Annotated in this window: 10 protein-coding genes and 1 pseudogene; 1 reads left to right on the top strand and 10 read right to left on the bottom strand. The window is 56.0% G+C overall.

Translation table 11 applies throughout. From position 1 onward, the window contains the following. Positions 1 to 55 precede the first annotated feature (55 nt). Positions 56 to 1,360 carry a site-specific integrase gene (locus C1Y41_RS10380; protein ID WP_104085412.1) on the bottom strand — a complete coding sequence of 435 codons (1,305 nt, stop codon included), beginning with the start codon at positions 1,358 to 1,360 and terminating at the stop codon, positions 56 to 58. A gap of 165 nt (positions 1,361 to 1,525) precedes the next feature. On the opposite strand from C1Y41_RS10380, the gene C1Y41_RS19910 reads away from it, so the two are divergent. Next, entirely contained in the window at positions 1,526 to 1,717 is a 192-nt protein-coding gene (locus C1Y41_RS19910; RefSeq protein ID WP_146065237.1) for a hypothetical protein, read from the top strand. Positions 1,718 to 1,961: 244 nt separating this feature from the next. On the opposite strand, the gene C1Y41_RS10375 is transcribed toward C1Y41_RS19910, so the two are convergent. The 9 genes and pseudogenes from C1Y41_RS10375 to C1Y41_RS10335 form a co-directional block, all read right to left on the bottom strand. After that, positions 1,962 to 3,317, bottom strand: coding sequence for a VasL domain-containing protein (locus C1Y41_RS10375; protein ID WP_104085411.1), 1,356 nt, complete (start codon positions 3,315 to 3,317; stop codon positions 1,962 to 1,964). A 104-nt stretch (positions 3,318 to 3,421) separates the two neighbouring features. Then, positions 3,422 to 3,847: a type VI secretion system baseplate subunit TssE gene (gene tssE / locus C1Y41_RS10370; RefSeq protein WP_071669212.1), complete on the bottom strand. Its 426-nt coding sequence runs from the start codon at positions 3,845 to 3,847 to the stop codon at positions 3,422 to 3,424. Next, positions 3,847 to 4,386 carry a type VI secretion system lipoprotein TssJ gene (gene tssJ, locus C1Y41_RS10365; protein ID WP_104085410.1) on the bottom strand — a complete coding sequence of 180 codons (540 nt, stop codon included), beginning with the start codon at positions 4,384 to 4,386 and terminating at the stop codon, positions 3,847 to 3,849. Before tssJ ends, tssE begins: the two co-directional genes overlap by 1 nt. After that, positions 4,361 to 5,458 (bottom strand): type VI secretion system baseplate subunit TssG, encoded by a 1,098-nt coding sequence (tssG, locus tag C1Y41_RS10360; protein ID WP_104085409.1) that lies wholly within the window; start codon positions 5,456 to 5,458, stop codon positions 4,361 to 4,363. The genes tssJ and tssG overlap by 26 nt, the downstream gene beginning before the upstream one ends. Beyond that, positions 5,413 to 7,176, bottom strand: coding sequence for a type VI secretion system baseplate subunit TssF (gene tssF / locus C1Y41_RS10355; protein ID WP_104085408.1), 1,764 nt, complete (start codon positions 7,174 to 7,176; stop codon positions 5,413 to 5,415). The genes tssG and tssF overlap by 46 nt, the downstream gene beginning before the upstream one ends. Before the next feature lie 17 nt (positions 7,177 to 7,193). Further along, positions 7,194 to 7,511 carry a hypothetical protein gene (locus C1Y41_RS10350; protein ID WP_146065236.1) on the bottom strand — a complete coding sequence of 106 codons (318 nt, stop codon included), beginning with the start codon at positions 7,509 to 7,511 and terminating at the stop codon, positions 7,194 to 7,196. A gap of 47 nt (positions 7,512 to 7,558) precedes the next feature. Continuing rightward, a pseudogene (gene tssA, locus C1Y41_RS10345) lies at positions 7,559 to 9,142 on the bottom strand (type VI secretion system protein TssA). Continuing rightward, positions 9,139 to 12,510 carry an ImcF-related family protein gene (locus C1Y41_RS10340; protein ID WP_104085511.1) on the bottom strand — a complete coding sequence of 1,124 codons (3,372 nt, stop codon included), beginning with the start codon at positions 12,508 to 12,510 and terminating at the stop codon, positions 9,139 to 9,141. The pseudogene tssA and the gene C1Y41_RS10340 overlap by 4 nt, the downstream one beginning before the upstream one ends. 13 nt (positions 12,511 to 12,523) lie before the next feature. After that, positions 12,524 to 13,663, bottom strand: a complete 1,140-nt coding sequence (locus C1Y41_RS10335) for a hypothetical protein (protein WP_104085406.1) — start codon at positions 13,661 to 13,663, stop codon at positions 12,524 to 12,526.

Here is a 13,663-nt window from a genome sequence, read left to right as displayed (position 1 = left end):
TAGGAGTATGTATTTTTTCCGCAAGAAAAACGCGCGATAATGTTCAGTTGGATATTTATGCTTTCTGGAACAAATTCACCACATTGCTGGTGGCTTGTGCAATCCTATTAACGCGCCTTTCCCATAACTTCAGCGCCTTACGCTTCTCGCTAAGATAATCATAACGGTCATAATGCTTCGAGCTGACATCCTGCAATGCATGGTTTTGAATACGGTCACGTAACTCTTTCGAGACACCGATTTCACCCATCAGCGTTTTGCAGGTCCTCCTCAAATCTCTCGCAACAAACACCGGATGATCAGGAAAATGCTCGCGATAATAGATGATTGCCTGCGCAAAGCTGTCAGTTCGCAGATGCTTACCTGCATCCAGTCGCTGCGGGAAGATAAACGGACTATCGTTAACGTTTTCCACCTTCAGCCTTTCCAGAATATCGACCGCTGAATCCGTTAACGGCACCAGATGGTCACGTTTGTTCTTTGATACATCAGCGACGATCAACAGCGTTTTTTCTTCCCAGTTCACGGCATCCCACCGACTGGAAGCCAGTTCATGTGGGCGCTGACCACCAGTATAAACACACAAGTTAAGCAGCAAGCTCACGGTGCTGCCGACGCTTGGCGTTTTGGGAAAGTCACCCATCAGCTGTTGCAGTTCATTCAATCTTAGCCAGTTGGTTCCCGCTTTCTCTGCAGCCGACTGCTTAGGGATGACGCTCACCGGATTCATCTCAAGCCCAAACATCACGTTCTGCTGGTGGTTGGCAGGATCGTTATCCGCTTTAAGCCCGTAGTTGAACGCTGCCATCAGATAAGAACGTACACGGTTCGCTTCAACGCTCGCACCACGCTGAATAATGGCCGATAAAATCTGTTTGATATGTAGCGGCGTGACTTCGTTAGCTTTGGTGTCTTTGGCGATAAAGGAATATGTTTCCTTCTCAAGGCGGTATAGCACCTGCTGCCAGGTCCGCTTCCCGTCTTCCCGCATTTTGTTGGTGTAGCCCTGAATAAGCTGCTCAACACTGCCCTTTAACTGTTCAGCACGCTTTTGCTTTTCCAGCGCGATTGCCTGTTCAGCTTTTTCGACCTTAGGGTTCTTCCCTTCCTTCAGCGTACCGGCATAACCTTTCGCAAGCTGGCGAGCCAGAGATAACGACATTTCAGGGTAACGACCCAACTGAATGAAATGGCGCTTAGCATCCCAGTAGTAGCGATAGTAGAAAACCCGCTGCCCGGATGGCTCAACTTTAACGCCCAGACGCCCTGCTCCGCGCTCACCACTCTTGTCCCAAACCTGATAAGCCGAGTCGCGAGCTTTAAGACCGCGCACCATTGAGTCCGTTAGATTGTCTGCCAAGAGAGAGTCCTTACGAGAATTATATTGCTGTTTTCTGGGTGATGTAGCAGGTGACGTAAGGATGATACTGAAAGGAAAATCCCGGAACAACATGAAACGAAGAAATCTACATAACCTTCTGTTTTATAGCATTTAATAAGCGAATATGGTTTAAGATGAAAAACGATGAAACAAGCTATTCATATGACTCATAATCGCTTGGTCGCTGGTTCAAACCCAGCAGGGGCCACCAAATTTAATGATGAAAATCATACATTTAAGCCACCTTTCAGGGTGGCTTTTTTGTTTCCTGATTTTAGAGTGGCGGCAAAATGGCGATGGCAGGAGTCAATGCCATATCAGAACTTCCCTACTTAATGCGAGAAAAGACGATCCAGCGATTGAATTACTGTTGTGAAAATCTTTATGGCATGCTGTAAAGATTGTTCTCACCCAGGCTCTCTGTACCAGTCAGATTTATCACATCACCCGGAGAAGCACCGGACGAAATCGATAAAAATAACGATGAGCGCAGCGCTCACTGCCAGTGCAGCATGTCGGGGTAGAACAGTCGGGATCATTGTCATTCACTCGCTGATAATAAGCAGATCGTCGGTTTTATTTACGATCCGCCTGCCTGTGCCGCTGAGCCTCTCAATGCGGCTGCCCTGCGAAGGCGAATCATGTCGTATCGCGCCTGCAGTTCACTGATTGCCCGTTTAAACTGCGCCTCCCCGGCCGGAGAGGCAGAATCTTCATAGCGGCGCAGCCACTCTTCAGCGGGGATATGCAGGCTGAATGCCTGTTGTGTGGAAAATATTGCTGACTTCAGCTCGCTGACGGTCAGGTAACGCCCCCGTTTCTCATCAAGCGCATTCAGCTTTTCACTGAGCAGGCTGAGTTTTTCCATCCCCTGCTGCCAGGCACCTGCCGCTTCCGGCGACGCTGTCATCGCCTCTCTCCTGGCGAGCGCGTCTGTCAGCAGCCGGCGCGTTAACTCTTCAGCCGGCCAGATCGAGCCGGCCAGCAGCGCAACGTCGGCGCTGTAGCTCCCCGCCCTGCCGATACCGGCGGCATCAAGCCGTTCAGCCTGTGTTTTGATCGTGTTGATCCACTCTGCGGCGTTGATACGCCGATCCTGCCGGATGCCTGCCCGCTGCTCTTCCGTCAGCGGATGAGGAAGCGCAGGTACGGCAGCAGAGAGCATACGCGTATTTTCGCCGGGCTGGCGGGCATAAAGCCAGCCGCCTGCGCCTGTTGCGACAACCATCAGCATAGCGGCCATGCCGGCGATAAAAGGCCTGATATAACGGCCTGATGATGTCTGTTCAGGCGCTGATTCAGGATGAATAATAAAGGTCGGAGGCGTTGCCGTTGCCGGAGCCGGGTCGGAAAGCGCCTCGCGCGGGCGGCTTCTGCGTACAGTCGCCATGTCGCTTTGGCCCGGTGACGGCTCTGCGTTTTCGGCTGCTGTTCTGACTTTATCGCACAGCTGGCGGATACCGCTCGCGGCGTTGAGGCCCGCCTGCGCCAGATGCTGCTCAATCAGATCCAGATATGTTGCACACGCCTTCAGCGCGATCTGCGTATCAGGCTTCTCCGTCGGCCAGGTGCGTGACAGAAACTGCAGACGCTGAAAGTGCATCCTCAGGATCGCTATCCGGTCTGCAGGCTGGTGGGGCCAGAGCGTCTGCCAGCGTGAGCACATCAGTGCCTCCGTGACCCTGAGCCCCTCCTGCAGCCCCTTAGCGCCGTCAAGATGAGAAAGCGCCAGCGTAAACCAGCAAACAGACTGCAGATCTGCTCCAGCCTGTCCGAAAAGCCGGGTGCAGCTCTCCATCACCTGCAGCCAGTTAATATCGGGCCGGGCGGGATGGCTGAGCTTCCTGATTTCGTTTTGCAGACAAATAAATTCGGGATGCAGGCGAGGGTCTCCGCCGGTCATCAGCACGTGCGGTTTCTGAGATGAAAAGGTCATAGTTATCCGCAGACCTGCCGGAAGCAGGTCCGTTATCAGAGTGTTAGCGGGAAGGTAAAGGCGAAGCGCCAGGCCGGCGATCTTATCTGGCTGGTGGCTATGGCTTAACGCATCACGTTCTGCTGGCGCAGATGCCGCAGCAGTACCTTTCCTCCCGGCATAAAGTCAGTGCCATAGCGCACCATACCTACGACGTCCAGCCCGGCATCAATGGCATAACGCAGCTCACCGGGCTGCGTCTGTTCCAGCATCACCACATCAACCTGTTTCAGCCGGGGCTCATACTTCAGTAATACGTCAGAAAGAATATGTACCAGCTGATGTGCGGTGCCGGGCAGCCCCTGCAGGATGAGCGTCATATCCGGCAGGCCATAATCGGGCAGATGAGCCAGGGCGCCGGCGCGGGTGTTCAGAATGCGCTGCAGGTTATCCAGCACCGACAAAATCACCTGTTCCCGTTCGCTCACCGCATCCAGATCCAGGCCGCCGCTGAAATTGCCGTAAAGCATGTCGTAAAGTGAAGGCTGCATCAGAGTCTTTCCCCTTTTTCCGCTACCAGCGTCAGCGTGCCGTCACCCAGCTCAATCACCCTGGCTTTGTCCGGGTGGAGGTCTGCGCGGGTCAGCAGTATTCGCCACGTCTCATCCTGAGTATCTGGCGACAGAAACAGCCCGGCCACCGCCACAAACGCTGTTCGCTTCTCCATGGGTACATCAATACTGACCGATTCGCCGGGACGCACCCGGATAGTTTTTTGCGCCAGCAGATCCGCTTTCAGAACCTGACTGTCAGCCGCTAACAGTGAAGGGTAGTCGGAGGCGTCAAAGGCCTGACGGTCGCTGAGTTGCCAGATGCGCACCACGGTTGAGAGCGCAGCGCCCTGCGCGTTGCGGTTGGCGCCTTCGCGGGCGCGGAAGTCGAGGTGCAGGGTGCGTATCTGTTTGTAAAAAAGAGATTTTGTGACGGACGCGGTGCCTTCGGATACTTTCTGCGTCAGGCCGCAGCCGCTGGCACTCAGCGCCAGCATCAGAGGAATAACTATTTTACCAGCGGTAGTCGCCCTGTTCATCTGTTTTAGTCCCTGAAGGTTGTTCCCGGACGCGCTGATAACGCCCGAGCGGTATAGTGAGTAAATCGGGTTTATGCGAGGCGTTAAGGTTCCGCTGAGGCAGCACCGCGGTGCGGCCCAGCTGCTGTGCCGCCTCCCTCCGGCAGCTCAGCTGCGCATCAGGCAGCAGGGCGCGGTCGACGCACAGCTCCAGCCGCGCATCCAGCTTTGCTCCCAGATAGACGTGGAGCAGCGCCATCAGATCGCCGTGTAACTGTCCGCCAGGCAGCCAGCTGCGCATCTCCTCCGGGTTATCGGTGAGCAGTCGCAGTAAGACCTGTCCGTTAACGTCGGTGGCATGCGTTCCCATGACCGGACGACGCATCAGGCTGACCGGCTGTTGCGTGCTCAGACGTAAACGGCAGGACTGGGGAATACGATGCGGATCCCACGGCACTATCTGCGCGCGTGTATCCGGTGCCAGCAGCGCCACCAGCGAGGAGAGCCCCTCTGCGGTCCGGCCAGGCAACATCATGACCGGCAGCAGCGCCAGAAAGCGCGAAACCGGCGTGGCGATGTTTTGCGCGCAGCCGTCTATTCCCAGGCCAGCCAGCCCCAGCAGGTACTGAGAGGTTTCATCGGTGCCGCCGGCGGCGAACGTGGCCGGATAGGTGTATTTGCGCCAGATCCGATAAAACTGCGTAGTCAGCCGGTGGCTGAAGATATCCAGGAAATCCTGCAGCGCCTCATGCCCTTCACGCTGCCGGACGATATCGTCGATATAGTGCGTCGGCAGCGGAGATGCCGTGCCGTACAGCCCCATAAAATTGATGCGTACCGTGGGAGGAAGGTGCGGATACCCGGCGGTTTCAGCCGCGCGAATTTCGCCGGCCGGAAATCCCATGCCCGGGTGCGGCCTGAACCGTACCGGCTCGTGTCGCACCTGCCAGACGCTGCCCGGGACCGGCGCTTCAGGATCGCACCTCTCCAGCAGCTGGCAAAAACGGTAAAAATTTATATGGGAAAGCTGGTCGCCCAGCCGTGCGATCAGCCGGGCAGACGCTGACTGTGATTCTCTTTCCATCGGATACATTTTCCTTCAGGCCGGACTATCAGCGAAAGCTGAATGAACTGATTCATGTCCGCATACAGCGACAGGAAACGGTTAAGCATTTCACCAAACAGATGGATATCGCCATCACCGGTAAAACCGCTGCTGTCGAGCGTTACTTCAACATTGAGACCGCGCAGCAGATAACCCGACTCAAACCGCTGCAGACGATGCTGCTGTACGTCAAGGATCGCCTCCAGCCTGCGGTTACCGCGTTCATCATCCTGCCAGTTATAGAGCGCCAGCGTGCCGCGCAGCACCTCTGCGCTGTTCATCATGTTGATAAAGCCAGAGCCGAGATGGCTGAGCACCCGCCAGTGAAAGCGGTCCTCAGCGGGTGGATAAGCAGGCAGCGTCGGGCGGGTGAGATTGCGCACCGTCACCGGCGTCTGCAGCACCTGTTCGCAGCGATCCAGCAGCGTGCTCTGCAGTGCGCGACGCGGAAGCTGGCCGTTGGTACCGGTAATGCGCAGCGAGAGCGTGTCGCGGGAAAGCAGATCGTCTTTCTCCAACTGCTGACCGCCGAGGATCAGCCAGGTGTCATGCAGGCCGGTGACGCCCCGGCGCACGCGGGTATGAAAGTAACGTTCCGGAGCAAGACGACGCATCATGCCGCCCCGGTGCCGGAAGCTGGTGAACGGAACATACTCAGCCGCACCGGTCAGTCCTGAACCGCTGACCGTATCCACCGAGTAAATTTCCGTGTGCCCATCCTGCAGGCGCTTTGCGCGCAGCAGATACTCGCTCTCCAGTCCGTTCACAATCAGCGGATCGGCTTCCAGTGCAAACAGGTTAATCACCGGCACGCAGTGCAGGCGCAGAGAGCTCTCTTTGACCGGTAGATCACTCTGCCACGGCTCGCTGAAGACCACCTCGATATCGACGTATGCCAGCCCGGGCGGAAGCGCGAGCGTCTCCAGCCCATTCAGATTCACAAAACGGAATTTCTCAGGAAAGGTGAAGTATTCCAGTAGCAGCTGATAGCCGCTGAAAGCGCTCTCCCCCTTTGGCCAGAGCCGGTCATCCTCGTCAAATCCGCCGGGGCTGAACCAGCCGTCAAAGGCCCTGCGCTCCGGCTGCCCTGCCTCGCGAATGTACAGCGCCGCCTGGCAGCGGGTCAGCCTCTGATGCAGTGCCGTCGCCACGGGCAGATCTTCTCCCAGCCACAGGCTCAGCTGGCGCAGGTCACACTGGCTCCAGTCCGCCTGCCCGCTGCTGGTCAGGCGCAGGCGCAGCACAGAGCGCCCATCCGGCTCAGTGCCCATAGCAACCCCGGTGACCGCCAGCGGGTTAAGCGTGACCGGCTTCGTGGTGCGATAGCGGCACACGGTATTTTTAGGCCCCACGGGACGGGAAAAGATCTCCAGTCCTGCAGGCGCCGTCTCTGCCATCTTCATTTTCGGCAGGTCCGGCGTCAGTGCCACCACTGCGAGCGATGGAATGGTGCGCAGATAGTGCGGCCAGAGCATGCTGACCAGGCCTTCGGTCAGCTCCGGCAGGTCATCATCGATCTTCTGACGCAGCCGTCCTACCGAGAAGGCAAACCCCTCCAGCAGGCGCTCCACAAAGGGATCCGGCGTGCCGGCACGATCCAGGTTGAGCATGGCGGCGCGGTCAGGGTGAGTTTCGGCAAACTCTTTTGCGGCGTCGCGCAGATAGCGCATTTCAATATCGTAATAGCGCAGCGTTAAGTCTTTCATATCCTGACGAGCCTCTATTATTTGAACGCACCCAGACCAGTCATAAACCGGAGAAACGTCAGCGATATCGGGAAGAAAATAATGTCCGCTGCAGCCGCAACCGGGGTAAGAACCACATTAGTCAGAATATTACCGGCATGAATATCGGTGACCTGTTTATCGGTCCACAATTCAATTTCGTACTGACTGGCAGTTTTACTTCGCTGAGCGCCTTTTAAATTGATGAGCTCTGCGTGATTGATGACGCCTTTTATTTCTTCCCTGCTGACATACGTATTATCAAAATAATGAAAGCCTGTCGGCTGCATATTCTGTGTTTCAGTTAATGTCATCATTCCTTTGAACCATTTATAGTTAAATTAAAGAAAGAGGTCAGACCCTATTAAGAAAAGAGTACTGACGCTCGCGCCGCATCGATAGTCACCAGCCCGGCCAGCAGCTGTTCCATGTCAGACTGCAGGCGGGCTTTATCTGTTTCACTCCGGCCTGCGCGGGCACGCAGTAACTTCAGCCGGCGGGACTTGACTTCAAATAACAGCGCTGGCTCCCACTCCGCCAGCGTCATACTCTCTGCGGTAGCATCGAGCGCGCCCAGCAGCTGCAGTGCCAGTTCCTGCCGACCAGACTACTCAGCAATCCGTGCCATCAGCAGGCGAAGGAGCCACTGCTGGCGGGGAGAGTGGATACCGGGCCGCTGCTGCAGCCAGGTCAGCGCAGCAGCAATACCCTCTCTATCTGCCAGCTCAGTCGCCTCGCTCTCCAGCAACAGCACGTCATCTTCCGGCACGCTCGCCACAGCGGCGGGATCGGGTCCGGACGCACTCTCCGTTATCATGACCTGCTGCTGGATCCAGCCCAGCGTCACCTCATCCGCAAACGGCATGCCGTCGCTGAAGGCCAGCGTTTCCAGGCCGCGCAGGCGGGAGAGCAGCCCTTTCAGATCGTCCTGAACAATAGCGGCAAATTCCGCATGCCCCAGTCTCAGCTGCGCCTGGTGCTGATACCACTGCAGATCAAGCCAGAAGTGGTTTGTTCCCCGACTGAACAGATTGTCCGCCTGCTCAGCCAGCTCGGCCCAGCTCTGCTGGAGCCAGAGGCGTTTAAGCAGCGCGCGCTGGTCAGATTTTGGAGGCGTCACACGACTGTTGCCGTTACCTGACAGCAGCGGCAGCTGACTGAGCGTGTCATAGCGGAGGGTTTTCATCAGCCGGTGTGCGGCCAGCACGCCATTTGGCTGCTCGCGCAGATAAGCTGCCAGCGCTCGCGCCTGCTCCATCAGCTCCCGCCCGGAGCTGATGGCAGCCAGCGCTGGCGCAGCTGAGGCTGAAGACGCGTCTGCTTGCAGGCTGTCTGCTGCCGTCAGCGGCACTATCGCATCAGGACCGCCGGCGTTAAGCATCCGGGACTCCAGCGCGCTGTAAAGCGCTGCGCAATGAATGCCGCTCTGTGCCCGGCAGATGTCATCAATAGCCAGCAGTGCCGCCACGGTGCGCTGCGCCGTCGCGGTCGTCACCTCCGGATAGAGCGTCAGCGTATCCAGCACGCGCGCGCCGGATATAAAATTCAGCGCTGCCTCGCGACTGCGCGTCCGCTGCGGATGCAGGTTGTCACCAAAGCGCTGCAGCAGGCCCGCCAGTAAGGCAAGCCCCTCAGCAAACCCCGCTTCGCCATCCTGCTGCAGGCGGGCCACGCAGTACCAGACCGCTACGCGGATATCTTTCGCTTCCGAAGTCAGTATCTGCTCTGCCAGCGAACAGATCAGTGCCATATCCGTGCCGGACAGGCGGTTCATCTCCTCCTGCATCCGCTGAAACGTATCGGTATAGGTCGGGTCTTCACCGGCAGGATGGCTGGTGCTTACAGGCTGCAGCCAGTGCTCCCATAAGAGAATATGCTCAGCAGCCTGCGCGCGGAGCGGTTCCGCATCCATGCCGCAGGCGCTAATCAGAGATTGCAGGGGCATCACTCCTCCTCCATGAATTCAGCATCACCCGGCGGGTTCTGGGTGCTGCCGGTGAGAAAAATATCGGACGGGAGCGTAAAGTTGCGCAGCTTCAGCAGCGCCAGCGGCCCCTCGCCGGCTTCGGTACGCAGGGTGTAGTTTAACGGCCGCCCGTCGGGGGCATGCCAGGTGAGCTGCCAGCTGCTGCCCGATCTTGGTCTGGCGCTGACGTGCGCCTTTTCCAGCAGGCGGATCAACCCCCAGCTGCCCGGCATCTCACCGTACAGACGAGTGCCTGCTTTGGTGCTGATCCAGCTCAGCGACGCGCCTGGCGCGTCGGTGTCAGCAGGCCAGGTAAAGCGCCGCCAGACCGGCTGCTGATTCATGTAGGTCAGCTTCTGGCTATCGATTATCAGGTCAGTCTGCATCACGTCTGCTGCCGTTCCCGGACGCAGCTCAAAATGCAGGCCGGCATGACCGCTGGCAAATACCACGTCAGCAATCTGACTGAGCTGATTTAGCGCCTGCAGAAAAGCGGGATTAAACGTCAGTCCGCGGGCGTTAATGCGGTCCGGTACCCAGCGGGTCCCTTCGCGATGGAGTACGCCACCCAGACGAGCGTGCAGAAAGCGGGTAAGGCGTCCGGTGTCCGCATTCAGATATTTCGCCAGCAGCGGCAGTGATACCTCGCTGCTGACATTTCTGAACGGGTAGCGGCCACCGAATGCGCGGTTCCATTCATTCACTACGGCCTGCTGCCACTGTGCGTTGAAGCTGCCTGCAGCCGGCATCAGCACCTGCTGCCACGCCTGTTCTATCGGGCGCACAAACACCGTCTGCCCGAAACCGCTCCACTCCTGCCCCAGTCCGGCGGCGACCAGGCTGCCGTAGTCGCGTGTCTCCGTCAGATCAACGCTCTTTCCCTGAAATACCGTCCGGGCCAGCGCCTGCGTCATCGCCTGTGGATCTGCCGCGCTGGTGACCTGCTGCAGGCGCAGGCGCACCTGCGTTACGCGCGTCAGGAAAGTGCGCAGATTCATCGTGCTGCTGCTCTGATTGTCGGTCAGCGCCAGCAGCGGCCCGAACGTGGCATCAAGCGGCCCCTGCGGGCCGCTGCGCTGATCAATCACCGGGCGCTTCTCCCGGCTAAAGAGGTTTTGTGCAGATTTCACCAGCGAGTCGCTCATCGCGCCGCCGCTCTGTGCGGTACGCCCCTGCACATTGAGCGTGTTCATTAACGCCACCAGCGGCGACTGCCTGACGTCCGCTATCAGCGTGAGCTGGTCAATCGCATCGGAGAGCGTCGGCGCGGGCTGCAGGCGCAGACTATTAAGGAAGTGCAGCCAGGCTGCACTGTAATCGGCAAAGTAGCGGCTGGCGAGCCTCGCTTCCAGCGCCTCAGGCGAAGCCGCCTCACCTGCAGGCGGCGGTGCATCACTCAGTACCCAGTCCATCTCTTCACGCCGCTCACGCGCCACTTTTTCAATGGCAGGTTTAACGCCCTCTTCCCACGCCTGACGGGTGAACATACCGGGCACAATTTCATCAGTGATAAAGAGACGACCGGCATCCGTATCGCCGGTCATATCGGCCAGCCGCATATCGGCGTACTGGTGTTTTACTTTGGAGATCACCCGCTGATACTGCCGCGATTCACTGTTGGTTACCCCCATCTGACGCACCAGCAGGGTGCGTACCTGCCCGACCAGATCCGGGTCTGCTTTCAGCGCCCATTCGGGGTGAGTGATCAGATGCTCTGCATAGAAGGCCAGCAGCGTCTCCCCGGCTCCCTGCCAGTAAGCCTCATCCAGCCCCTGCCGCTGTGTCCGGTTCTGCATCAGCGTCTGACTGAACCAGCTGGCGTCCATACGTTCAGGACGCGTCAGCATCAGATAGAGTCTGAGATGCACATAGGCCTGCTTTGACTGCGTTTCACGCAGCGGGCTGTCAGGCGGGAGTGCGGCATACGTCTGCAGTGCACCGGTGAGCCAGGCTGCGGCAGCGTCGCGCAGGAGGGGCTGAGCTGCCGTGCGATAGTGGGGCCATAAGGCGTAAAGCAATACCCTGTTCTGATTCAGCCCGAGACGGCTATACCAGGGTGCACCATGTTCGTCCCGATACTGCAGCTGTCCAATCATATTCTGCAGTGTGCCCAAAGCTGCCAGGCGCTGATCCAGAGATTGATTGCTGTCAGCAGCATGTTCTGTTACCCGAACCGCCCCCACGATGCTGCTGCGGTTACTGGCAAATGACACCAGCATTCCTGCTCCCCATAGCAGTACCAGCGCACAGGTAGCGGAGGTAAGAAAGCCGCGCCATGGCGCGCCATAACGCAAAGGGCGCAGATGCGCGGGAAGCGAGGAAAAAGAAGGCGGCAGCGCATCCCAGCGGTTGTCGCGTATCCAGTAGTTCGGTATATCGCTCTCAGCTTTTGCAGAAGGAGCACTAAATACCAGACCTGCCAGCGGAAGCGAGCGGCGCGGACTGAGGAGAGCAGACACTTGCGCAATGACAAATGCATGGTTTCGGCTAAGTCGATCGGCCAGGCTCAGAAGAAAGTGATGCTTCGGGCGACTTGCCACCTGCTGAATACCCTGCAGGATAAGCTGCCCGGTAAGTTCCGCCAGTGCCAGATGAATGGTGCTGGCTGCCGGCAACTGACAGCCAACAGCCTGTGTAATACGCCCTGGCTGATTGTCTGCCCCGGAATGCAGGGCCCAGATGAAAAGCGGCAGTCGCCAGCCCAGCGTTTTATACACTGACACCAGCGATTGCGCGGTAGCGTCCGGGTGTTTATCGGATAATTGAATCTCTGATAACAGAGCGTTGTTATCACGCATATCGTCAGCCGTGGAGGTCACCAGAATCAATGCATCTGCAGGTTTACCTCTTAGCTGGCAGATAGCCTCAAGCCACTCCTGCTGCAGAGCTGAAAACGGATCGCCTCCCCACAATAACAGTGTTCCGCTGTTTTCCTGCCACAATTGCGACGAGAGGCCAGGCGCAAGGTTTTCCACGTTTCTGATGTTTCCGGCGATAATCAGAATAGTGAGTCTTTTTTTCCAGAAGCGGCCATAGCGATGGCGAAGAACATGCCGAATATGCTGAAGGGTATCACTATGCTCTGGAACGGTTTTTTTTTGCTTTTGCAACAAATTTTCGTTATTCACTATCTGCTGAGGTGAATACTTCTGCTGTACTTTTTTAGCATTTTTCCTTTGTAGAAAATCAGATAAATATACTATAAGCGCCAGGAAAGAAACGCATATTATCCAGATAGCCCAGATATACTTGCTATTTGCCTCCGAAGTTTCAATGTTGTTTTTATAATAGTAGATAAACAATGCACTCAAACATGCAAAGGCTATAACGACTATTGCATATCCAGGCATGATAAAACGGCGATTAACTGGCTGCTCTTCTGCCATCATAGAATAACCTCCCTGTAACCAGACACAGTGAATACGTTCCCTCTTTACTCCCTGAGATCAATAACTGCATCTCTCCCGTCTGGATGGCAGCATCAGTAAGTAATGAAATCGCAACCGGAAAAGCCAGCGGGCCTGAGGGGCCAAATGAATGATTGATACTTAAAAATGGGTGGTAAGGAGGTATTTTCCACTGGTGCTTATCAGCGTACTTCACGAGTTCAATCATATCTTTCTCTTCAACCGCTGATAACCACACATACCTGATGTCGCAGGATTTAAGCTTGTTATACTCTGTCAGTACATCAAGTGATTTCATCAGGTTATCTGAATGCAGAATCCTTCCTACGCCTGCTTTTGGATACGGCGAATAGTTATCAACGTTTTCTGCGTCACAAATAAGCTTTGCGTTAATAAATTCACTGTATTGACCTTCAGCCGCGCCAGGCCAATCCTGCAAAGTGACCAGTAACGTCATTCCTTTAATAGCGCAGGATTCCGACCCGGAAAAGTATTTGTCGGCACTACTCTGAATAACTGGCATCATATCCCATTGGCTGAATATGGCCTGCGTAACAATAGATGCATCATGACTATCGGTCTGAAGCACGATGATCTCATAAAGGTTATTCCTGTATCCCGGTAGCTGCTGCTCCAGATTTATATCCAGGAAGCTGAGTTTTGAGCACAAATCTGGCAAATTATGGTGCAGACGCCGGCATTTAAGAGGGTATGCGGGAATATCAATAACATGACCTGTTAGCATCTTTACCCCATTCTCCTCCGGGCACAGGGTTATGCTTGCAATAATCGGCCTTTGCCACATAGCCCAGTGCTGCCAGCGAAGTTTATTTTTTTGCGTCTCAATATCCCATAAAATTACAGCATGCGATGAGTGCTCATATTGCAACCATACTATTCCCAAAAAAAACAGCCATACAACCACTGCAGGTAGCAATCCATTGAAAAATATATCTCTGTAATTAATAGCATTCAGTAGAAAAATAGCAATTAGCGCCCCAGATGAAGAAAGGATCAAAAGAATGCCGCCCCATAATTTACCTGAGGGTAACTTTGGCATCTCTTTTGTTGGAAAATCCGGAATAGGCCAGTTCAT

The sequence above is a fragment of the Pantoea sp. ICBG 1758 genome (assembly GCF_002928325.1).
Lineage (GTDB): Bacteria > Pseudomonadota > Gammaproteobacteria > Enterobacterales > Enterobacteriaceae > Pantoea > Pantoea eucrina.
Note: the sequence above shows the minus strand (reverse complement) of the source record. Positions and strands in the feature narration are given on the sequence as shown.